Genomic DNA, 22232 nt, shown 5'->3' with positions numbered 1-22232 from the left:
GTTAAAATGTTGAATTGTTCGCCTAAAATTAACCTTTAAAGCTTTTTATTTTTAAGGTCTTCGGAAGCTTGATTAACTTTAGCTTTTAAACCTTCTTTGAAAAGAAGAATTTTATTCAGTATATTTTTGTCTGAACTGCCAATAATTTGTGCAGCCAAAATACCCGCATTTTCAGCACCGTCTAAAGCTACAGTTGCCACAGGAACACCGCTTGGCATTTGAAGAATTGAAAGTACAGAATCCCAACCATCAATAGAATTTCTTGATTTGATAGGGACACCAATAACGGGTAACGGACTCATAGAAGCGACCATTCCTGGTAAATGCGCGGCGCCGCCGGCACCGGCAATGATGACCGAAATACCCCGAGTATGTGCATTTTTTGCGTAGTCAAAAAGTTTTTCCGGAGTTCGGTGGGCAGATACAATATCCACTTCAGTTTCAATATCAAAACTTTGTAAAATAGTGATAGCTTGTTGCATAATTGGAAGGTCTGAACTGCTTCCCATAATAATTCCTACTTTGCCCATTTTATTGAATATTAAAAAATTAAAAGATTGAAAATTGAAAATTGAAAACTAAAAAGTAGGCATCATTATAAAAACCAAATATTTTGCTACATTCTGTTTACAATTGTTCATCATTAATTGTTAATTACTAATTACCCTAATTATATTTTTAACTTCTTCTGCTATTTTACGGGCTTCAGTTAAATTATTGTTTACAATGGTCACGTGACCCATTTTTCTAAAAGGTCGGGTTTGTTTTTTACCGTAAATATGGGGTGTTACACCCTTCATTTTAAGAATTTCTTCTATATTTTCATAAATAACATCGCCGGAAAAACCTTCTTCACCAACCAAATTTACCATAATTCCCGCAACTTTACTATCGGTATTTCCCAAAGGGAGATTTAAAATGCTGCGCAAATGTTGTTCAAACTGACTCGTGTATGATGCTTCAATGCTGTAATGCCCGCTATTGTGTGTTCTGGGCGCGACTTCATTTACTAAAATTTCATCATTTTCAGTTTGAAACATTTCAACTGCTAATAAGCCAACATGTTCAAAAGCCTTTGCTGTTTTTAAAGCTATGTTTTTTGCTTTTTCAGCGACTTCATCAGAAATTCTGGCCGGACAAATGACATACTCAACCTGGTTTGCTTCAGGATGAAACTCCATTTCAACAACAGGGTACGTTTTTATTTCTCCGTTTTTATTTCTTGCTACAATGACTGCCAATTCATTTTTAAAGGGAATTAATTCTTCAACAATGCACTCATTTTCAGGTAATAAATCAATATCATTTTGATTTTTAACCATTTTAACGCCGGTTCCGTCGTACCCAAATTGGGCTGATTTCCATACAAATGGAAATGTTAAGGACTCACTTTTCAAGGCATTTAAAGATGAAAATATTTTGTGTTTTGATGTTGGGATATTATTTCTTACAAAAAAATCTTTTTGTTTTCCTTTGTGTTGAATAATTTGTAAAACGCTTGGCTGTGGAAAAATTTCTAAGCCTTCTTTTTCTAATTTTATAAGTGCCTCAATATTTACGTGTTCAATTTCAATAGTTAATAAGTCTACTTTTTTTCCAAAATTGTAAACCGTATCAAAATCCATCAGACTGCCTTGATGAAATTCATTGCAAATTTGTGCACAAGGGGCTTCGCTTGAGGAATCTAAAATGGAGGTGTAAATATCGAATTTTTGAGTTTCGGCCAGCAACATTCTACCTAACTGTCCGCCACCCAACACGCCTAATCTGAAATTTGATGAGAAATAATTTTTCACTTTTATAAGTTTGCTACAAAAATACCAATCTGTTTTTAATAAAGATTTAAAAATTGATAATTTTTAAAGTTGAGGTATTTAAAACAATCACTTTATATTCTCTTGCAAAATGTATATTTCCTCTGGTTTGCGGGGAGCCGTCTATGATGCTGTATTCGCTATTGTCGCAGGAACACTTCAATCTTAAACTTCCGTCAAAATTCATAGGAGCCGCACAATCATTATTGGGACAAGCCCTGTCAAATGCTTTGTACGGAGGGTTTCCAATGCCTGTATTTTGAATTACAATGCCTTTTATCCCTCCATTTGTATAGGCCCATCCGCTTGGCGTTTGTAAATTAATATATTGAGGTAAATTTAAATTGATGGTTTCATCAACAAAAACATCCGGCAAAACATCATTAGTGTCATTCTTTTCACAGGAAAAAAATACGGCAAGTACTAACAATAAAAATAGCTTATGCATAGTTATAACATCAAGTTTGTTGGTAAACGATTGCAATTTACAAATATTTTGTACATTTGTGTTAAATCTCATTCTGGGTTTCCGGTTTTGAGATTTTTGTATTTATTAAAAAGTAAGTTATGAGTAATATTTCGTATTATACCGAAGAAGGGTTGAGAAAATTAAAGGATGAGTTGGAGTTTTTGGAGCGTGTTGAGCGTACAAGAATAAGCAATGATATTGCGGAAGCAAGGGATAAAGGTGACTTAAGTGAAAATGCTGAATACCACGCCGCGAAAGAAGAACAATCCATGTTGGAATTAAAAATCGCCAAATTGAAAGAAGTACTTTCTAGTGCAAGAATAGTTGATGAATCTTTATTGGATACTTCAAAAGTATTGATTCATTCAACTGTCAAATTAAAAAATACAGCATCTAAAGTGGAATTTAAATATACTTTGGTGGCTGATTCTGAAACGAATCTTAAAGAGGGGAAACTGTCGGTAAATTCACCGATAGGGAAAGGATTGTTGGGTAAAAAAGTTGGAGATATTACTGAAATTCAAGTGCCTAGCGGTGTGATGGAATTTGAGATTTTGGAAATTACCAGAGGATAAATTTTTTATAAATAAACAATTAAGTAATTAGTTAATGAGCAAATTAGCTGATTAAAGAAAAGAGATAAGAGACAAAAGTTAATAGAAATAAACAGTTCAGAATTATACAGCTACACAATTAATCGATTAAACAAATAAATAAGGGTTTATTAATTTTGAGTAAAAATATAACCATGAGCACATTATTCACAAAAATAATTAATGGTGAAATTCCATCTTATAAAGTTGCCGAAAACAACAACTTTTATGCTTTTTTAGATGTAAACCCTAATGCAAAAGGTCATACGTTGGTGGTGCCAAAAAAAGAAGCCAACAAGCTTTTTGAACTGGATGAAGAAACCTACAATGGCTTAATGAGTTTTTCGAGAAAAATTGCCATTGCATTGGAAAAAACAATTCCATGCAAACGTATTGGGATGGCTGTTATCGGTCTGGAAGTTCCACATGTTCATGTGCATTTAATTCCTTTAGAAGCAATGCAGGATATTCAGTTTATGCATAAAGTAAAATTGCTTCCTGCGGAATTTGAAGCAATAGCCAAAGCGATTTCCGCCAATTTATAAAATTATTTTTTCAGTGTAATCGAAAAAGTTGTTCCTTTTCCTATTTCTGATTTTAAAACGGTAATTTTACCATTGTGATAATCTTCAATAATTCTTTTGGCGAGTGACAATCCCAAGCCCCATCCACGTTTTTTAGTGGTAAACCCAGGAGTGAAAATTTCGTGCTGTAAATGTTTTGGAATTCCTTTGCCGGTGTCGGTAATGGTGATGGTCACATTTTTTTCGTTTTCTGTGATTGCCAGCGCTATTTTTCCTTTTCCTTCCATCGCATCAATGGCGTTTTTTACCAAATTTTCAATAACCCAGCTAAACAACTGAAGATTTATTTTGGCATAAATTTCTTTTTTTGAGGAGTCAAATTTAAAAATAACCTGTTTTGAACTTCTTAATTTAAGATAGTCAAACGAAGCGCTGGTTGCGGCAACAACGTTTTGTTCTTTCAATTCAGGAATAGAACCAATTTTTGAAAATCGTTCCGCAATAGTGTTTAACCTGTGTACATCGTTTTCAATTTCTTTTATGGTATTTTCGTTGGTATTTTCCAATCGTAAAATTTCAATCCAACCCAATAACGAAGATAAAGGTGTGCCAATTTGATGGGCGGTTTCTTTAGCCATTCCGGTCCATAGTTTATTTTGTTCTGCCACTTTATTGGATTTAAAAAACAAATAAATAACGCTGGCAAATAAAAATAAAATAAGAATTAAAGCAATGGGATAATACTTTAGTTTGGTCAATAAATCCGAATCACGGTAAAAGATATATTGCTTTAGGCTTTCTCCCTTATAACTGACATTTATAGGTTTGTTTTGGCTTTTCATAATAAAAAGCTGTTTTGCCAAATAACCTTTCTTTTTTACTTTAACAGAATCTAAATTTGCCCATTCGGTGATACTGTCTTTTTCATTCGTAATAATCATTGGAATATTGTGGTTGTTGCCAATAATTTTAGCTTCAAGCGAAATATCCGTATTTAAATTGGCGCTGCTGAAGCGTTCATAGGCTTTTGCCAAAATTTCCATTTTGGCGCGTTCTTCGTGTTTAAATTTTTGAAAAAAATCATAAGTATTCCAAAGAATTAGAGCAACAATGATAAATGAAGACAAGATTACTGTCCAACGGATTATCTGAGTATTCTTTTGTGAAGTCATAATCAAATATAAAGTATAAGTTACTATAACTTAAAAATATATTCTATATTATTTTATCGTTGAAATATTTATATTTGTTAAAAATGAAACAAGCATTACAAATCTTGACATATAAAGGAATGATTAATGGCGAACAGCATCTGTTCCCGCTAAAAAATAAAATTTAAACGGATGAAATAATGATAAGTATAGAACCGAAAGACATCTCAACAGTAAAGTTGCAGGAATATTTACAAAGTGCCATAGCGCCGCGTCCAATTGCTTTTGCAAGCACGCTTGATGCACATGGAACCCCAAATTTATCACCTTTTAGTTTTTTTAATGTTTTTAGCGCAAATCCACCCATTTTAATATTTTCACCTGCGCGAAGGGTGAGGGGAAATACCACAAAACACACTTTGGAAAATGCGAAAGTAACCAAAGAAGTGGTTATTAATGTCGTAAATTATGAGATTGTTCATCAAATGTCGTTGGCGAGCAGTGAGTATCCGGAAGGTGTGAATGAGTTTTTAAAGGCGGGTTTTACCATGCTTTCTTCTGAAAAAGTAAAACCGTTCAGGGTAGGTGAATCACCCATCCAATTTGAATGCAAGGTTCAAGAAATAGTAGAACTTGGCAATGAAGGCGGAGCTGGAAATTTAATCATTTGTGAAGTGGTGAAATTGCACATCAAAAAAGAATATTTAGATAATGACGGCGTTATTGATCAATACAAATTGGATTTAGTGGCAAGAGCTGGTGGCAGCCTGTATTCCCGTGCGCGAGAAGGTTTTTTTGAAATACCCAAACCATTGTTAACGCTGGGAATTGGGGTCGACGCCATTCCTTCCGAAATAAGGAATAGCGGAATATTAACAGGAAACGATTTAGGCATGTTAGCCAATGTGGAAGTGATTCCATCTGAAGCAGATGTTGATAAGTTTGCAAAAGAACATTTGGAATATGTTGGAATTAATACGGTGAAAAAACATACATTTGCGAAAGCGCTTTTAGAAAAAAACGAAGTGTTAAGTGCTTGGAAAGTACTTTTAATGAAACGAGCATAACAAATTTTGATATACAAAAGAATGATTAATGGCGAACAGCATCTTTTACCGTTAAAAAAATAGAATTTAAACAGATGAAATAATTTTAAATATGGAAATTACAGGAAAAATTAAAAAAATTGATGAACCTAAAACCTTCGGTGCAAGCGGTTTCAGAAAAAGAGAAATGGTAATAACAACAAATGAACAATATCCACAACCTTTGATGGTTGAGTTTGTGCAAGATAAATGTGATTTATTAAATAATTACCAAGTTGGCCAAGACGTTAAAATATCCATCAATTTAAGAGGAAGAGAATGGATCAATCCTCAGGGAGAAGCTGTTTATTTTAACTCAATTCAAGGATGGAGAATAGAAGCGGCGCAAATTGAAGGGGCTACAGGAGCAAACCCAATTGCACCGGCAGGAAAGTTCGAAACTACTTCAGATGTAGATGATAGTGAACCGGATGATTTACCGTTCTAAGTAAATTTTTACAATACTTTAAAAAGAGAAAAACATCAGTTTTTCTCTTTTTTTGTTTGTTTATATTTGTAGAAAAATAATTAAATAATGTATTTACTTTCAAAAGATTTGGTATTTCCTCCGGTAAATTTGGCGAATAAAGATGGCTTGTTGGCTATTGGAGGAGATTTGTCGGCTGAAAGATTGTTGCTTGCCTATAAAAGCGGAATTTTTCCTTGGTACAATCAGGGAGAACCCATTATTTGGTATAGCCCAAATCCGAGAATGGTTTTATTTCCGAAAAATTTGAAAATTTCAAAGAGCATGAAGCAAATCATTCGGAAAAATGAGTTTAGTGTAACGTTTAATGAAAATTTTTCCGAAGTAATTTCAAACTGCAAAAACAGTTATAGAGAAGGGCAAGGCGGAACTTGGATAACCGACGAAATGCAGCAAGCTTATATTAATTTGCATCAATTGGGTGTGGCAAAATCGGTTGAAGTGTGGAAAGAAGATGAGTTGGTTGGCGGTTTGTACGGTATTGATTTGGGGCATGTTTTTTGCGGAGAAAGCATGTTCAGTGAGGTAAGCAATGGCTCAAAATTAGCATTTATTTATTTGGTGCAGAAATTGGAAAAAGAAAATTATAAATTGATAGATTGTCAGGTTTATAACGAGCATTTGGCAAGTTTAGGGGCAGAAGAAATTTCGAGAGCTGAATTTTTAACCTATCTTAAAAAGTAAAAAGGACCTATTCATAAAGTTCACTATCTTTGAATATTAATAAAAACAGCAAAAATGGAGATTAAAAACGCACAGCTTATTGTTGACAATTGGATAAAAGAACATGGAGTCCGTTATTTTAATGAACTGACCAATATGGCTCAATTGACTGAGGAAGTTGGTGAAGTAGCGCGAATAATTGCAAGGCGTTATGGCGAACAAAGTGAAAAGGAAAGCGATAAAGGAAAAGATTTGGGAGAAGAATTGGCCGATGTGGTTTTTGTGGTTTTGTGTTTGGCAAATCAGACTGGGATTGATTTACAGGCTGCATTCGATAAGAAAATGGAGGTAAAAACAAAACGGGATCACGACCGCCATCATCATAATAAAAAATTAAAATAAATGAATAATTATAAAAACCACTCGTTTTTTAAATTAACCCTAAGGTTTGCATTCGTATTTTTTGTAGTGATTACCATCGTGAAAATAATAATTTCAATGTTTAAAAATAGTGGGATTTCAGGGATGATTTCTGAATATTTTTCTGCAGAAACATGGCTGCCATTTGTAACCGTTCAGTTGACCATGTCAATTATTTACGGATTGCTTATGTCAGGTTATTATATGTTTATAAAAAAATAAAGAGGCTTAAAGCCTCTTTATTTTTAATTTAAATTGATTAGTTCTATATCACTCTCCTTAACTTTTTTGTTCAGATTTTTAACATCATTTTCAAAAATAGCATAAATTTTAGCCAGTTCCTCATCAATTAAAAGTGTGATTTCTTTTTTAAATTCAACAGACTGGTCAGTGGGTTTAAAGTCTCCAATGGAGCTCAGCGAATTTAAATGTGCCAATTTATTATTTAACTTGATTGGAAAGTTTAGTGGGTCTTGCGAGCTTTTACTTTTTGTTTGATATAAATTGTTTTCGAGTGTGGTCAATTCCTTCATGATTTTATCTGTCAAGTCAAGAATTTCTTTGTTTTTTTCTTTGTCAGAAATTGATTTTTTCAATTTTTCTAATTGTTCTTTAACTGTTGTAATGTTCTTCAATGTTTTATGAATTTCAGTTAATTTTTCCTGAATTTCAATGATAAAATCAAACTGTGCCTGCAAATCTTCCCTGGTTGCGTTGCTTCTTGGGTCTTTTAACAAAGTGAAATTTTGTTCAGAAATTGATTTTCCGTTTTTGCTTAATTTTACTTTGTATGCTCCCGGCAATGCTTTTGGTCCTTTTAGCGATGCCCACCATAAAATCATGCCTTTTATTTTTTCGGCATCAGGATATTGCATCTCCCAATTAAATTGATTTGAACCCTTTTCAACTTTTAATTTTTCTTCATTTTGGTCTTCATTAGGGTTGGTTGAAAATGTTTTTATATGTTTTCCTGAATTTTCATAAATAGAAAGGTTGATGGTATCTTTCTCTTCCATATTTTTCACAAAATAATTAATGACAACACCGCCCGGGTGGTTTTGTCCGGCCGTTTTGGATTTTCTGTCGCTGCCGCCCATCCTGTAACTGTCCATGGGTTTGAAAATAAAAGCTTCTTTTGCGATGATCGATTCATTTATTTGATGCAAAGGAGTGATATCATCAATGACCCAAAATGAACGACCTTGTGTTGCTGCAATTAAATTATTATTTTTAGTGGCTAAATCCGTGATTGGGACAATGGGTAAATTCAACTGAAAAGAATCCCAATGATTTCCATCATCAAAACTTATATACATTCCGTTTTCAGTTCCGGCATAAAGCAATCCTTTTCTTTTTGGATCTGCCCGTAGCGCTCTGGTAAAATGTTCAGAAGCGATTCCTGTTGTTATTAATTTCCAATTTTTGCCATAGTCTTCCGTTTTATAAATATAAGGTGCGTAATCTCCCAATTTATAACGCGTGCCAACAATGTAGGCCCCACCTAATGTAAAAGGATCAACTTCAATGCAATTGAACATCATCCATTCAGGCATTTTTTTAGGAGTCACATTTGTCCAATTTTTTCCGCCGTCACGGGTAATATGAACCAAACCATCATCAGAGCCGGTCCAGATCAGGTCTTTTTCAAAAGGAGATTCGACCGCGGCAAAAATAGTTCCGTAATATTCCACTCCTGTATTATCTTTGGTAATAGGACCTCCAGAAGCTCCTAAAGTTTTTGGATCGTTTCTTGTCAAATCGGGGCTGATAATCTCAAAAGACTGGCCTTCATTAGTTGTTGTATGAAGATGATTTGAAGCGACATATAACTTCTTTTTATTATGTGGCGAAAAGAAAATAGGATAATTCCATTGAAAACGATATTTCATATCTTCAGCACCATGTCCCATAGGATCATCCGGCCAAACGTTTATAGCTCTGGTTTCATTGGTCTTGTGATTAACTCTTGTTAGCAAGCCGCCATAACTTCCTCCATAAACGATATCGTTATTTAAGGGGTCTACTGCAATATGGGCACTTTCTCCGCCGGCCGTACTTTCCCAATCACTTTCTCCAATTGTTCCGTTATCCGTTCTGTGAGAAATTCTAATGGTCGAATTATCTTGTTGAGCGCCATAAATTCTGTATGGAAAATGGTCGTCGGTTACAACTCTGTAAAATTGTGCAGTAGGCTGATTCAGGTAAGTGCTCCAATTTTCGCCGGCATCAAAACTTATTTGTGCACCACCGTCATCACCAATTATCATGTGTTGATTGTTTTCCGGAGAAATCCATAAATCGTGGTGATCGCCATGCGGAGCATCAAATGATTTAAAAGTTTTACCGCCATCTTTTGATTGATGGTAATTTACATTCAAAACATAAACAGTATTTTCATCTTGAGTATCAGCATAAATACGGGTGTAATACCAAGCACGTTGTCGTAATTCACGGTCATTGTTAATCAATTTCCAGGTTTTCCCCGCATCGACAGATTTATAAAGACCACCGTCATTATTTTCAATTAAAGCCCATACAATATCTGAATTCACGCTGGAAACGGCAACACCGCTAATTCCCCAAATTCCTTTTGGCAAACCTTCATTTGCTGAAATATTGACCCAGGTTTCTCCTTCATCAGTACTTTTCCATAAGGCAGAACCCTCTCCTCCGCTTGATAAACTGTAGGGAGTTCTTCTTACATTCCAGGTTGAAGCGTACAGAATTCGTGAATTATTGGGGTCCATAATTAAATCTACTGCCCCGGCGTCAGCATTTGCAAACAATACTTTTATCCATGTTTTGCCTCCATCTTTAGATTTATAGACCCCTCTATCGTCAGTAGATTTATACAAATCCCCTAAAACGGCCGCAAATACAATATCCGGATTTTTAGAATGAATTCTTACTCTTGGTATATGGCGTGAATTTTTTAAGCCAACGAATTCCCAATTCTTACCGGCATCAACCGATTTCCACATTCCGTCGCCAGAGGAAACGTTGCCTCGTACGGTAACTTCGCCATTACCAACATATATTACGTTGTTATCTGATTCACTTACGGCGATAGCACCAACAGAGCCTCCAAAAAAACCATCAGAAATAGAACCCCAGGTGTTTCCGGCATCAGTGGTTTTCCATACACCGCCTCCTGTAGCTCCAAAATAGTAGAGATTTGCCTTGTTTGGAACACCAGTAACAGCAGCACTTCTTCCGCCTCTGAATGGACCAATATTTCGCCATTGAATTGCATTGTAAAATTCTTCACTAAATTTGGATACTATTTTTTGTGCGTTAACTTTGTGAGCTGAAAGAAAAAACAAAAAGCCAAAAAATAAAATGTATTTTTTCATAATGTTTGGTTGAAATAATTGAAAAGTAAATCTATTAAAAATAATTTTATTTTAAGCTACTAATTATAATAAGGATGGAATCATTGAAAATCAATAAAATCAATAAAGCTGTTAACGGGAATATCCAAATTACCGGATCAAAAAGTGAAACAAACAGGTTGTTAATTTTACAGCAGTTTTATCCGAATTTAACGATTGAAAATATTTCAAATTCCGATGATTCCGTTTTGATGCAAAAGGCGTTGAAAAGCACCACTGCCGAAATAAATATTGGGCATGCAGGCACGGCAATGCGTTTTTTAACAGCTTATTTTTCGGTGAAAGAAGGCACTGAAATTGTGTTGACCGGTTCGCACAGAATGAAAGACAGGCCTGTAAAAATATTGGTTGAAGCCTTAACTTCATTAGGCGCTAATATTCAATATTTAGAAAAGGATGGTTTTCCGCCGTTAAAAATTTCTGGAAAAAAGTTAGCGAAGGATTTTGTTGAAATTGAGGGAAATGTGAGCAGTCAATACATTTCTGCATTGTTATTAATTGCGCCTACGTTAAAAAACGGACTGAAATTAAAATTTAAAGGAGAAGTAACTTCTGTTCCCTACATAAAAATGACGTTGCGATTGTTGGCTGAATTGGGTATTGACTATGTTTGGGAGGACAATTTAATTACTGTTCAACCGAAGCCAGCCATTATATCAAAAACGATTGTGGTTGAATCCGATTGGAGTTCGGCGTCTTATTACTACAGTTTATGCGCGCTAAGCCCAAATGCTGAAATAACCCTTTCATCTTATAAAAAAAATAGTTTACAAGGCGATTCTGTTTTAGCGACTGTTTATAAAAAGTTAGGTGTTGAAACTATTTTTAAAGATAATGCTATAATATTATCAAATCAACAACCATTAACTAACAACCAACAACTAACTTTAGACCTCGTAAACGCTCCTGATATTGCGCAAACTATTGCCGTTACCTGTTTCGGTTTAGGGGTTGAGTGTTATTTAACCGGACTTCATACGTTGAAAATTAAGGAAACCGATAGGTTGATTGCATTAAAAAATGAATTGGAAAAATTGGGAGGTGATGTAATTATTACAAATGAATCGTTGCTTTTAAAACCTTCAACCAAAATAAATGAAAATATAAGTATTGCAACTTATGACGATCATAGAATGGCCATGGCTTTTGCGCCATTGGCTGTAAAAGTCGCGATTGAAATTGAAGATGCCGGTGTAGTTTCAAAATCTTATCCTGCTTTTTGGGAAGATTTTGAACATATTTGCCTTTAATTGGCTGCAAAACAAACTTTTATTTTAAAAACACTTGACAACGCCTATGCGGATGTTGTATCTTTGCCCTCGTTCTATTAAAAAATAGATGAAACGAGCATAACAGATTTTGATACGAGAAGGAATGATTAATGGCGAACAGCAGCTGTTACCGCTAAAATAAAATTTAAACAGATGAAACAAGCAGAATAAAAGGCTCCCTATAAGAGCACATAATTAATGGCTTGTTCCTCGCAACCAATAAATAAAAAGAAAAACAAACAAATGAAATTATCAAAATTTAAGTTCGAATTACCAGAAGATTTATTGGCAGAATATCCTGCAGAACATAGGGATGAATCGAGGTTAATGGTTTTGGATAGGAAAAAGAAAACCATTGAACACCATAGTTTTAAAGAAATAATCAATTATTTTGATGAAGGAGATTTAATGATTTTAAACAATACCAAAGTTTTTCCTGCTCGTATGTACGGAGAAAAGGAAAAAACCGGGGCGCGAATTGAAGTTTTTTTATTGAGAGAATTGAACGCTGAAAGCAGGTTGTGGGACGTGTTGGTTGATCCGGCGCGTAAAATAAGAATAGGAAACAAATTATTTTTCGGAGATGATGAAAGTTTGGTTGCTGAAGTTATTGATAACACTACTTCAAGAGGAAGAACATTGCGCTTTTTATATGATGGAACCTATGAAGAATTCAGAAAAAAATTGGAGGAATTAGGAGAAACACCATTGCCAAAATATATTAAAAGAGCCGTTGAAAAGGAAGATGAAGAGCGTTACCAAACAATTTATGCAAAGCATGAAGGCGCAATTGCCGCTCCAACTGCGGGATTGCATTTTTCCAAACACTTGTTGAAGCGTTTGGAAATTAAAGGAATTGACTTTGCCGAAATTACTTTGCATGTGGGCTTAGGAACTTTTAATCCTGTGGAAGTTGAGGATTTATCTAAACATAAAATGGATTCTGAAAGGTTAATTATTATGCAGGAGGCTGTAGATGTAGTGAACAGAGCTATTAATCAAAAAAGAAGGGTATGTGCTGTAGGCACAACGGTAATGCGTGGTGTTGAAAGTGCGGTTTCATCTAACAATCACTTAAATTCTTTTAACGGTTGGACCAATAAATTTATTTTTCCTCCTTACGATTTTAGCATTGCCAATTGCATGATCACAAATTTTCATACGCCAAAATCTACCTTAATGATGATGGCTGCCGCTTTTGCGGGTTACGACTTTTTAATGGAGGCCTATGAAGTAGCCGTTAAAGAAAAATATAAATTTTATTCGTACGGCGATGCGATGTTAATTATATAATTAAAAAAAAACTATTTTTTAATAATTAAATTCCCGCCCTTTGCGGGAATCTTTTTATAAAGGTGATTCAAAATGATTAAAAAAAAGGACATACGTGCTTTAACTAAAACCCAATTGCGCGAATTTTTTGTGGAGAAAGGGGACAAGGAATTTAGGGGGAATCAGGTTTATGAATGGCTATGGGTTAAAAGTGCCCATTCTTTTGAAGACATGACTAATATTTCAAAGGAAACACGTCAAATGCTGGAAGAAAATTTTGTGATCAACCATATTGAAGTTGATACGATGCAACGTAGTTCAGACGGAACAGTGAAAAATGCGGTTCGGCTGCACGATGGTTTAATTGTGGAATCGGTTTTAATTCCTACGGAATCAAGAACTACAGCTTGTGTATCAAGTCAGGTTGGGTGCAGTTTAGACTGCAGTTTTTGTGCCACCGCACAATTAAAAAAAATGCGAAACTTAAATCCCGATGAAATTTATGATCAGGTGGCTGCAATAAATAAGGAGAGCTTATTGTATTATAATCACAAATTGTCAAATATTGTTTTTATGGGTATGGGTGAACCATTAATGAATTATAACAATGTTTTAAAGGCTATTGATAAAATTACATCTGCCGAAGGGTTGGGAATTTCGCCCAAACGCATCACGGTCTCTACTTCCGGAATTCCAAAAATGATCAAAAAATTGGCGGATGATGAAGTTAAATTTAATTTAGCAGTTTCTTTGCATTCAGCAATTGATGAAGTTCGAAATCAAATAATGCCTTTCACCAAAGATTTTCCTTTACAGGATCTAAAAGAAGCCTTGGAATATTGGTATGCCAAAACAAACAACAGGGTTTCTTATGAATATGTTGTTTGGAATGGAATTAACGACACCAAAGAAGCGATAATGGCTTTAGTTAAATTCTGTAAATATGTGCCTTGTAAAGTAAATTTAATTGAATATAACCCAATAGGAGACCCAAATTTTCAACAGGCAAAGCCACAGGTCATTTCCGATTACATCAGTATTCTTGAAATGAACGACATTATTGTAAATGTTCGAAGAAGCAGGGGGAAAGACATTGATGCTGCCTGCGGGCAGTTGGCAAATAAAAAAAGCTAGCGTAACGCTAGCTTTTTTTATACTCTTTTTTAAGAGTGTTGCTTTATGTGAGGTTAAACTTATTAGTTTCTTTTCAGTTTTTTCTTAACTTCAACTTCGTGGTAAGCTTCTATTAAATCACTCATTTCAATTTCATTAAAGTTTTTAATTTGAATTCCGCAATCGTAACCTTTTGCTACTTCTTTAGCGTCATCTTTAAAACGTTTTAATGAACTTAGTTCCCCTGAATGAATCACTACGCCGTCTCTAATAATTCTAATTTTAGAATTTCTGAAAATTTTACCGCTTATTACCATACATCCGGCAATAGTTCCAATTTTAGAAATTTTATAAACTTCCCTAACTTCAGCATTACCAGTAACTTCTTCTTTTACTTCAGGAGATAACATCCCTTCCATAGCATCGCTTAAATCGTTAATGGCATCATAGATAATAGAATATGTTCTGATGTCAATTTCTTCATTATCGGCTAAAGTTCGAGCATTTCCTGATGGTCTTACGTTGAATCCGATAATAATGGCATCAGATGCAGAAGCCAGTAATACGTCAGATTCTGTAATGGCCCCAACACCTTTATGAATGATATTTACCTGAATTTCTGCAGTTGAAAGTTTTTGCAATGAATCTGCTAATGCTTCTACTGAACCGTCAACATCACCTTTTAAGATAATGTTTAATTCTTTAAAGTCACCTAATGCAATACGTCTGCCAATTTCATCTAGCGTAATATGTCGTTGTGTTCTAACAGATTGTTCACGTTGTAATTGTGAACGTTTGGTTGCAATTTGTTTTGCTTCTTTTTCATCTTCAAAGATGTAAAATTTATCTCCTGCTTGTGGAGCTCCGTCTAAGCCAAGTACAGAAACCGGTGTTGAAGGTCCTGCTGTTTTCATGTTATTTCCACGTTCATCAAACATAGCTTTAATTTTACCGCTATGTTTTCCGGCAAGCATATAGTCACCAATTTTTAATGTTCCGTCTTGAACCAATATGGTAGAAACATATCCACGACCTTTATCTAACAAGGCTTCTACTACACTTCCAACAGCTCTTTTATTTGGATTTGCTTTTAAATCTAACATTTCAGCTTCAAGCAATACTTTTTCAAGCAATTCTTCAACATTCTGTCCTGTTTTGGCTGATATTTCCTGAGACTGGATTTTTCCGCCCCAATCTTCCACCAATAAATTCATTTGAGAAAGTTGTTCTTTAATTTTTTCAGGGTTTGCGTTTGGTTTGTCAATTTTATTGATGGCAAAAACGATTGGCACACCAGCAGCTTGCGCATGACTAATGGCTTCTTTAGTTTGTGGCATCACATCATCATCAGCTGCAATAACAATAATCACCAAATCCGTTACTTGAGCACCACGAGCACGCATTGCCGTAAAGGCTTCGTGACCTGGAGTATCTAAGAATGCTATTTTTTGACCGTTTTTTAAATTTACGCCATAAGCGCCTATGTGTTGTGTAATTCCTCCAGATTCACCGGCAATTACGTTTTCTTCACGGATATAATCCAATAAGGAAGTTTTACCATGATCCACGTGTCCCATAACGGTAACAATTGGTGCTCTTGGTTTTAATCCTTCAATGTCATCTTCCTGTTCTTGAATTGCTTCCTCAACCTCTGCGCCTACAAAGTCTAAGGTATAGTCAAACTCTTCTGCAACAATACTAAGCGTTTCGGCATCTAATCGTTGGTTCATGGTTACCATCAATCCTAAAGACATACATGTTGAAATAACATTGGTAACAGGAATATCCATCATGGTGGCAATTTCACTCACTGTCACAAATTCTGATACTTTTAGGACTTTACTTTCAGCTTCCTGTTGTTCAAAGTCCTTTTCAGTTTGTATTCGGAACGTATCTCTTTTATCTCTTCTATGTTTTGCGCCTTTTCCTTTTTTAGATTTACCTTGAAGTTTTTCTAAAGTTTCTCTAATTTGTTTTTGAACGTCAGCTTCAGAAGGCTCTTCTTTTACCAAAGGTTTTCTGCCACGCGCTAATGCGGGTTTGTTGGCTCCTTTTTGGGCAAGTATAGGTTGTTTTTTAACACCTTGTATAGGTGTTATTTTTTTTACTATTCTTCTGCGTTTCTTCTTATTTGCATCGCTGTCTTCTTTTTTAACAGCAGGTTCAGGCTTTTTCTTCTTAGGGCGTTCGAATTGTTTTAAATCGATTTTGTCACCAATAATTTTCGGTCCTTCTAATTTTGAATATTTCGTTTCAATTGTTTGTGGCTCAATTATTTCAGGTTCTGTAGGCTCTTTTTTCTCTTCGATTATTTCAGGCTGTTGCTTATCTTTGTCCGGTTGAGGAGCTGCTTTCTTTAGAATTGCCTTTTTTTGAACCTTAACAGCCTTCTCTTCAGCTTTAGGTGTTTCTACAGGCTTTTCTTCAGGTATTTCTTTAATTTCGGTTGCGGCTTTTGGCGCTTCTTCTTTAACTGCTTCAACAGGTTTAGGCTGCTCAACAATTACTTCAGGTTTTTCTTCAACAATAACCTTAGGTTCCTCTTTAGCTTCAACAACAATGGCTGGTTTTTCTTCAATTTCAGCCTCTTTTGGCTCAATATCAATTTTACCGACAGTCTTAATCTCTAATTTTTCAGCTTTGGCTTTAATAATAACTTTTTTGGCTTCTTCCTCAAGACGATGTTTTTCAACCAATTCTTCATGAGCAATTCTTAAGGTCTCTTTTTCTTTCCTTTTTTCCTCACCTACCTCTTTTGAAGCTGCTTTTTTACTTCTGTCAGTCTGAAAACCATCCAATAATATTTCATACTCTTCATTAGATATTTTTGTTGTAGGTCTTGCTTCTATTTCAAAACCTTTAGATGCTAAATGCTCAACAGCTCTATCTAACGAGATATTCAATTCTCGCAATACTTTGTTCAGTCTTAATGTTTTGTCTTCAGCCATACAGTGTTTATTTTTGCCAATTTGTGTTGAATAATTAAAGATTAATCTTTAAATTCTTCTCTTAATATTTTTTGAACTTCTAAAATGGTTTCTTCTTCTAAATCGGTTCTGCTTACAAGTTCATTGATGTCTTTTTCCAACACACTTCTTGCAGTGTCTAAACCAATATTTTTAAATTCCTGAATGATCCATGCTTCAATTTCATCAGAAAATTCTGTCAATTCAACATCATCTTCTGCTTCAACGCCTTCACGTTGAACATCTAATTCATAACCTGTTAATTGTGAGGCTAAACGAATGTTTACACCATTTTTTCCAATCGCTTTTGAAACTTCTTCAGGCAACAAATACACATCAACTCTTCCCTTTTTACCATCTTCACGTCCTTCTTCTTCATGAATTTTCATGGAAACTACTTTTGCAGGGCTCAAGGCTCTTGCAATGTAAAGTTGTGTATTTTTGGTATAGTTGATCACATCTATATTTTCATTTCCCAGCTCACGTACAATGCCATGAATTCGAGATCCTTTCATTCCTACGCAAGCGCCAACCGGATCAATTCTGTCATCGTAAGAATCTACAGCTACTTTTGCTTTTTCGCCAGGAATTCTTGCAACGCCTTCAATAGTAATGAGTCCGTCAAAAACTTCAGGAATTTCTTGTTCAAATAATTTTACTAAGAATTCAGGTGCGGTTCTCGATAAAATAATTACGGGTTTGTTGCCGCGTAATTCTACAGATTTAATGATTCCGCGAACAGAATCCCCTTTTCTGAAGTAATCTGAACGAATTTGTTCATTTTTTGGCAATATGATTTCATTGCCATCGTCATCTAACAATATAATTGCATTGTGACGAATGTGATGAACTTCAGCAGTGTAAATATCTCCTTCTAACGTTTTAAACTGTTTAAAAGTATTTGTGCTGTCGTGTTCATGTATTTTTGAAATCAGGTTTTGGCGCAAGGCTAAAATAGCTCTTCTCCCAAGATCTACCAACTTAACTTCTTCCGAAACGTCTTCGCCGATTTCAAAATCGGGTTCAATTTTTCGGGCTTCTGAAAGTTCAATTTCTTCATTATCATCTTCCGACATTCCGTCAGCAACCACAACGCGATTTCTCCAAATTTCTAAATCGCCTTTATCCGGATTTATAATAATATCAAAGTTGTCATCAGATCCGAATTTTCTTTTTAAAGCAGCTCTAAAAACTTCTTCAAGTATTGCCATAAGCGTTACTCTGTCAATATTTTTATCTCCTTTGAAATCTGAAAACGACTCAATTAATGCTAAATTTTCCATGCACTCTCTTAATTAAAATATTATTTTCACTTTTGCTTCTAAAATATTGCTAAAAGGGACGGTCGAATTTTTAGTAACCGTAATTTTTCCTTTACCTATAGGTTTTGGTTCACGGGTTTTCCATTCCAACGCTATCTCATTATCAGTAACATTTTTAAGCACACCTTCAATAGTTGTATTGTCTTTTAACTTTAAGGTTAAAACCCTATTGATATTTTTTATATACTGCCGCTTAACTTTTAAAGGGTTTGCAATGTCGGGTGAAGCAACTTCAAGAGAAAAATCTTCTATTTCTCTGTCTAAATTATGCTCAATTCCCCGGCTAATTCTTATGCATTCTTTTAAAGTCACGCCATGATCGCCATCAACTTCAACAGAAATCTTATTGTCCGGCAAAAATTTTAAGTCTATCAAAAACAACTCAGGGTTTTCTTCGACAGCCTCTTTTACCAAATTTATAACTTTTTCTTTTTGTATCATACTATAAAAAGAGGGGACTTATTGTCCCCTCCTAGTCCTTTATCTGTTCTAATTCGGTGCAAATATACTAAGATTTTTTGAAATGATAAAAATTCATGTTTATTTTTAATTTAAAATTATTAACTTAGCGTTAGGATAATAAACTATACAACAATTTTTTATGAAAAGTATTCTGGTCCCTATTGATTTTTCCGAACAAGCAAAATATGCTGCAAAAGTGGCGTCTGATATCGCCAGACACACAAATTCAAAAATATATTTGTTGCACATGCTTGATCTTCCGACAGGCATTATAGATCCTGCAGGCTTTGGCACTTCAAATAACACACCTTCCGCTTTGTTATTTTTAAGTAGGGCTCATGAAAAGTTTGAGGAATTTAAAAAATTGCCTTTTTTAGAAGGTCTTGAGGTGGAAGATTCTGTACAGTTTCATAAAGCTTATGATGGCATTATTGATGAAAGTAAAAAGCAAAACGCCGATTTAATTGTCATGGGTTCAAAAGGAACTTCGGGACTTGAAGAAATGTTGGTGGGCTCTAATACTGAAAAAGTGGTCAGAAATTCCGACGTTCCTGTACTTGTTATTAAAAAAGAGATTGCTAAGTTTAAAATTGACAATATTGTTTTTGCCTCAAATTTTAAATTTGAAAACAGAAAAACATTTCAAAAAATATTGGATTTTGTATCACTTTTTAACGGGCGATTGCATTTGCTTAAAATAAATACGATTCATAATTTCGAGACGACCAAAGAATCCAGCGACGCAATCAGAAGCTTCATCAACGATTTCGATTTGGGTGATTATACTTTAAATATATACAATGATGTTTCAGTGGAAGCTGGAGTTTTAAATTTCTCCAAAGTGATTGAAGCGGATGCCATATTATTAAACACCAGTGGAAGAAGAGGTTTGTCTCATTTATTTAACGGATCCATAGGGGAGGATTTGGCAAATCACGCGAAATTGCCGGTGATTACATTTAAGCTGTAGCAAAAATCCCATAATTTAACGTCAGCGCAGAAAGTTTATGCTTTTACTGCATCGGGAATTTCACAAATAGGTATTGGAATCATTTTGTGCTTGTTTGAGCGGTTTCTTTTTGTATAAATTTCTAGCACTTCTTTTTCCCTGTCACTAAAATCAGTAATTTTTTTGCCCAGTTCAACTTGTTTCATGGCCCATTCCAATTCGTCATAACTGGCGCCAATTTGATCTTCGTCGGTGCGGCTGTCACCAAATAAACCGTCGGTCGGTTTGGCTTTTTGTATGGAATCCGGAATGTCTAAAAATTTGGCAATTTCATAAACTTCAGATTTTATTAAATCGGCTATCGGACTTATATCAACGCCGCCATCACCATATTTAGTAAAAAAACCTACGCCAAAATCTTCAACTTTATTTCCTGTTCCTGCAACCAAATAACCTTTTATTCCCGCAAAATAGTACAAGGTGCTCATTCGTAAACGCGCACGTGTATTGGCTAAAGATAAGTTTACAGAATCTAAATTGCCATCAGTTGGAACTGCGGCTTTGAATTCTTCAAAAGTTGCCGTTAAATTTATTTCTTCAGAATTCACTTTTTGAAAATTATTTTTAAGTTGTGCAATATGTTCTTTTCCTCTGGAAACCTGATTTTTATCTTGATGAATTGGCATTTCCACACATAAAACTGGAAAACCTGTTTTGGCACAAAGTGTTGAAGTGACTGCAGAATCTATGCCGCCAGAAATGCCAATAACAAAACCATTTACATTCGATTTTTCAGCATATTCCTTTAACCAGGAAACAATATAGTTAACAACTTTTTCGGCGTTCATAATTAATTTAATTTAGTAATTTTGACGTTTTAAACTAAGAAGTGTAAATATAGAAATTAATGAACAGACTTTTAATTCTTGCAATTGTTTTATTATTTTCAGTTTCCTGTAAAAAAGAAATTGTAAAAAATGTTGATGTGTCAAACATTAAGGTTACTGTTTCTGTAACTAGGTTTGAACAGAAATTCTATGAAGCTGATAAAACAACGCTTTCATCTCTTATAAATGAATTTCCTTATTTGTTCCCCGTCCAAAACGACAGTATTTGGCTGAATAAAATAAAGGATAAGGAAGAAAGGGAATTGTATAAAAAGTCACAAGAAGTTTTTGGAGATTTTGAAAATGAAAAAATGCAAATAGAAGACCTGTTTAAGCATTTGAAATATGAGCACTCAAACTTTGAATCTCCTAAAATAATTACCTTAATCACAAACCTGGATTACCAAAACAAGATTGTCTATGCAGATAGTTTGTTGTTTGTGTCGTTAGATATGTATTTGGGGAAAAATAGTGAAGTGTACCAGGATTTTCCGGTATATTTATCGCAAAACTTCGATAAATCACAATTGGTTGTTGACATGGCCAAGGCCATAAGCAATCATTATTTTGTAGAAAATAAAAGTCGGCAGTTTCTGGACATGGTTATCGGTTCTGGTAAACAAATGTATATGATTGACAGCTATTTACCTTCATTTTCCGATGCGCATAAAATTGGATATAGTGAAGCAGAGTATGAATGGGCGATGGCCAATGAATCCCAAATATGGAAGTATTTTATTGAAAATAAAGTATTGTACAGTACGGATTCAGGTTTATACGATCGTTTCATGGCGGAAGGCCCATTTTCAAAGTTTTATATCGATATTGATAAAGAATCTCCTGGCAGAATCGGAGTTTGGTTGGGCTGGCAAATCGTGAGATCATACATGAATAACAATGACGTAACTTTGCAGCAACTTTTACGAACAGATGCTGAAGAAATATTTAAAAATTCAAAATATAAACCCAAAAAATAATGGCAGTAATACAAAAATCAAAAATTGAATTTGTTGTAGGCTTAGACGAAAATAAAGTGCCTGAAACAATAAACTGGACAGCTGATGACGGCGAAATTAAAGATGAAAAAGCAAAAGCATTGATGATATCTGTTTGGAATCCAGAAAAAAAGGAAACACTTCGTATGGATTTGTGGACAAAAGATATGCCCATTGATGAAATGAAACAATTTTTTCATGAAACATTGATTTCGATGGCAACTTCATTTGACCGCGCCACAAATGACCATAAAATGAGCGCCACTATGCTTGATTTTTGTGATTATTTTGCGGAAAAACTGGAGTTGAAGAAAAAGTAAAAGTTTAAAGTTTTTTCAAGAAAAACCTTTATCCTGTGCGTAGCCGAAGGGAACAACCAAAAACTATTGCCTGTTGC

22 protein-coding genes are annotated in these 22232 nt (G+C 34.7%); 13 read left to right on the top strand and 9 right to left on the bottom strand.

What is annotated here, in order from left to right; all coding sequences use genetic code 11:
- Positions 1 to 35: 35 nt before the first annotated feature.
- The 3 genes from purE to ABY285_RS03280 all read right to left on the bottom strand — a co-directional run bounded on the left by purE (position 36) and on the right by ABY285_RS03280 (position 2334).
- Positions 36 to 530: a 5-(carboxyamino)imidazole ribonucleotide mutase gene (gene purE, locus ABY285_RS03290; RefSeq protein ID WP_372766985.1), complete on the bottom strand. Its 495-nt coding sequence runs from the start codon at positions 528 to 530 to the stop codon at positions 36 to 38.
- Between the two features lie 120 nt (positions 531 to 650).
- Positions 651 to 1796, bottom strand: coding sequence for a 5-(carboxyamino)imidazole ribonucleotide synthase (locus tag ABY285_RS03285; RefSeq protein ID WP_372766983.1), 1146 nt, complete (start codon positions 1794 to 1796; stop codon positions 651 to 653).
- A 46-nt stretch (positions 1797 to 1842) separates the two neighbouring features.
- Entirely contained in the window at positions 1843 to 2334 is a 492-nt protein-coding gene (locus tag ABY285_RS03280) for a hypothetical protein (RefSeq protein ID WP_372766981.1), read from the bottom strand.
- Positions 2335 to 2381: 47 nt separating this feature from the next.
- Between ABY285_RS03280 and greA the strand changes: the two genes are divergently transcribed.
- Both greA and ABY285_RS03270 read left to right on the top strand, forming a co-directional pair.
- On the top strand, positions 2382 to 2858 hold the full coding sequence (gene greA / locus ABY285_RS03275) for a transcription elongation factor GreA (protein WP_372766979.1): 477 nt from the start codon (positions 2382 to 2384) through the stop codon (positions 2856 to 2858).
- Positions 2859 to 3031: 173 nt separating this feature from the next.
- A complete protein-coding gene (locus tag ABY285_RS03270; RefSeq protein WP_372766977.1) occupies positions 3032 to 3421 on the top strand; it encodes an HIT family protein in 390 nt (129 codons plus the stop codon).
- A 2-nt stretch (positions 3422 to 3423) separates the two neighbouring features.
- Here the strand turns inward: ABY285_RS03270 and ABY285_RS03265 are convergent, their stop codons facing one another.
- Positions 3424 to 4572, bottom strand: coding sequence for a sensor histidine kinase (locus ABY285_RS03265; RefSeq protein ID WP_372766975.1), 1149 nt, complete (start codon positions 4570 to 4572; stop codon positions 3424 to 3426).
- A 179-nt stretch (positions 4573 to 4751) separates the two neighbouring features.
- Between ABY285_RS03265 and ABY285_RS03260 the strand changes: the two genes are divergently transcribed.
- From ABY285_RS03260 to ABY285_RS03240, 5 genes are all read left to right on the top strand, one after another.
- Positions 4752 to 5618: a flavin reductase family protein gene (locus ABY285_RS03260; protein WP_372766973.1), complete on the top strand. Its 867-nt coding sequence runs from the start codon at positions 4752 to 4754 to the stop codon at positions 5616 to 5618.
- Positions 5619 to 5709: 91 nt separating this feature from the next.
- Positions 5710 to 6084 carry a DUF3127 domain-containing protein gene (locus tag ABY285_RS03255; protein WP_372766971.1) on the top strand — a complete coding sequence of 125 codons (375 nt, stop codon included), beginning with the start codon at positions 5710 to 5712 and terminating at the stop codon, positions 6082 to 6084.
- A gap of 87 nt (positions 6085 to 6171) precedes the next feature.
- Positions 6172 to 6807, top strand: coding sequence for a leucyl/phenylalanyl-tRNA--protein transferase (gene aat, locus ABY285_RS03250; RefSeq protein WP_372766969.1), 636 nt, complete (start codon positions 6172 to 6174; stop codon positions 6805 to 6807).
- 54 nt (positions 6808 to 6861) lie between these two features.
- Entirely contained in the window at positions 6862 to 7188 is a 327-nt protein-coding gene (locus ABY285_RS03245; protein ID WP_372766967.1) for a nucleotide pyrophosphohydrolase, read from the top strand.
- Between the two features lie 96 nt (positions 7189 to 7284).
- Positions 7285 to 7428: a hypothetical protein gene (locus ABY285_RS03240; RefSeq protein WP_372766965.1), complete on the top strand. Its 144-nt coding sequence runs from the start codon at positions 7285 to 7287 to the stop codon at positions 7426 to 7428.
- Between the two features lie 23 nt (positions 7429 to 7451).
- On the opposite strand, the gene ABY285_RS03235 is transcribed toward ABY285_RS03240, so the two are convergent.
- Positions 7452 to 10559, bottom strand: coding sequence for a glycosyl hydrolase (locus tag ABY285_RS03235; RefSeq protein WP_372766963.1), 3108 nt, complete (start codon positions 10557 to 10559; stop codon positions 7452 to 7454).
- 74 nt (positions 10560 to 10633) lie between these two features.
- Here ABY285_RS03235 and ABY285_RS03230 point away from each other — a divergent pair, with 74 nt between their 5' ends.
- The 3 genes from ABY285_RS03230 (at position 10634) to rlmN (ending at position 14275) form a co-directional block, all read left to right on the top strand.
- Positions 10634 to 11848: a 3-phosphoshikimate 1-carboxyvinyltransferase gene (locus ABY285_RS03230; RefSeq protein ID WP_372766961.1), complete on the top strand. Its 1215-nt coding sequence runs from the start codon at positions 10634 to 10636 to the stop codon at positions 11846 to 11848.
- Between the two features lie 264 nt (positions 11849 to 12112).
- The gene (gene queA / locus ABY285_RS03225; protein ID WP_372766959.1) at positions 12113 to 13162 is read left to right on the top strand and encodes a tRNA preQ1(34) S-adenosylmethionine ribosyltransferase-isomerase QueA; all 1050 of its coding nucleotides are present in this window, start codon (positions 12113 to 12115) and stop codon (positions 13160 to 13162) included.
- A 72-nt stretch (positions 13163 to 13234) separates the two neighbouring features.
- Positions 13235 to 14275, top strand: a complete 1041-nt coding sequence (gene rlmN, locus ABY285_RS03220) for a 23S rRNA (adenine(2503)-C(2))-methyltransferase RlmN (protein WP_372766957.1) — start codon at positions 13235 to 13237, stop codon at positions 14273 to 14275.
- A gap of 62 nt (positions 14276 to 14337) precedes the next feature.
- Here the strand turns inward: rlmN and infB are convergent, their stop codons facing one another.
- From infB to rimP, 3 genes are read right to left on the bottom strand one after another with little or no spacing between them, the layout of a single operon-like run.
- Positions 14338 to 17202, bottom strand: coding sequence for a translation initiation factor IF-2 (gene infB / locus ABY285_RS03215; RefSeq protein WP_372766955.1), 2865 nt, complete (start codon positions 17200 to 17202; stop codon positions 14338 to 14340).
- Between the two features lie 41 nt (positions 17203 to 17243).
- On the bottom strand, positions 17244 to 18503 hold the full coding sequence (gene nusA / locus ABY285_RS03210; protein ID WP_372766953.1) for a transcription termination factor NusA: 1260 nt from the start codon (positions 18501 to 18503) through the stop codon (positions 17244 to 17246).
- Between the two features lie 12 nt (positions 18504 to 18515).
- Positions 18516 to 18983, bottom strand: coding sequence for a ribosome assembly cofactor RimP (rimP, locus tag ABY285_RS03205; protein ID WP_372766951.1), 468 nt, complete (start codon positions 18981 to 18983; stop codon positions 18516 to 18518).
- Between the two features lie 160 nt (positions 18984 to 19143).
- Between rimP and ABY285_RS03200 the strand changes: the two genes are divergently transcribed.
- Entirely contained in the window at positions 19144 to 19974 is an 831-nt protein-coding gene (locus ABY285_RS03200) for a universal stress protein (protein ID WP_372766949.1), read from the top strand.
- Between the two features lie 35 nt (positions 19975 to 20009).
- Here the strand turns inward: ABY285_RS03200 and nadE are convergent, their stop codons facing one another.
- Positions 20010 to 20801, bottom strand: coding sequence for an NAD(+) synthase (gene nadE, locus ABY285_RS03195; protein WP_372766947.1), 792 nt, complete (start codon positions 20799 to 20801; stop codon positions 20010 to 20012).
- 59 nt (positions 20802 to 20860) lie between these two features.
- Here nadE and gldB point away from each other — a divergent pair, with 59 nt between their 5' ends.
- Positions 20861 to 21817 carry a gliding motility lipoprotein GldB gene (gene gldB, locus ABY285_RS03190; protein ID WP_372766945.1) on the top strand — a complete coding sequence of 319 codons (957 nt, stop codon included), beginning with the start codon at positions 20861 to 20863 and terminating at the stop codon, positions 21815 to 21817.
- Positions 21817 to 22155, top strand: a complete 339-nt coding sequence (gene gldC, locus ABY285_RS03185) for a gliding motility protein GldC (protein ID WP_372766943.1) — start codon at positions 21817 to 21819, stop codon at positions 22153 to 22155. Before gldB ends, gldC begins: the two co-directional genes overlap by 1 nt.
- Positions 22156 to 22232 lie beyond the last annotated feature (77 nt).

It is taken from the genome of Lutibacter sp., assembly GCF_041555395.1.
Taxonomy (GTDB): domain Bacteria; phylum Bacteroidota; class Bacteroidia; order Flavobacteriales; family Flavobacteriaceae; genus Lutibacter.
Note: the sequence above shows the minus strand (reverse complement) of the source record. Positions and strands in the feature narration are given on the sequence as shown.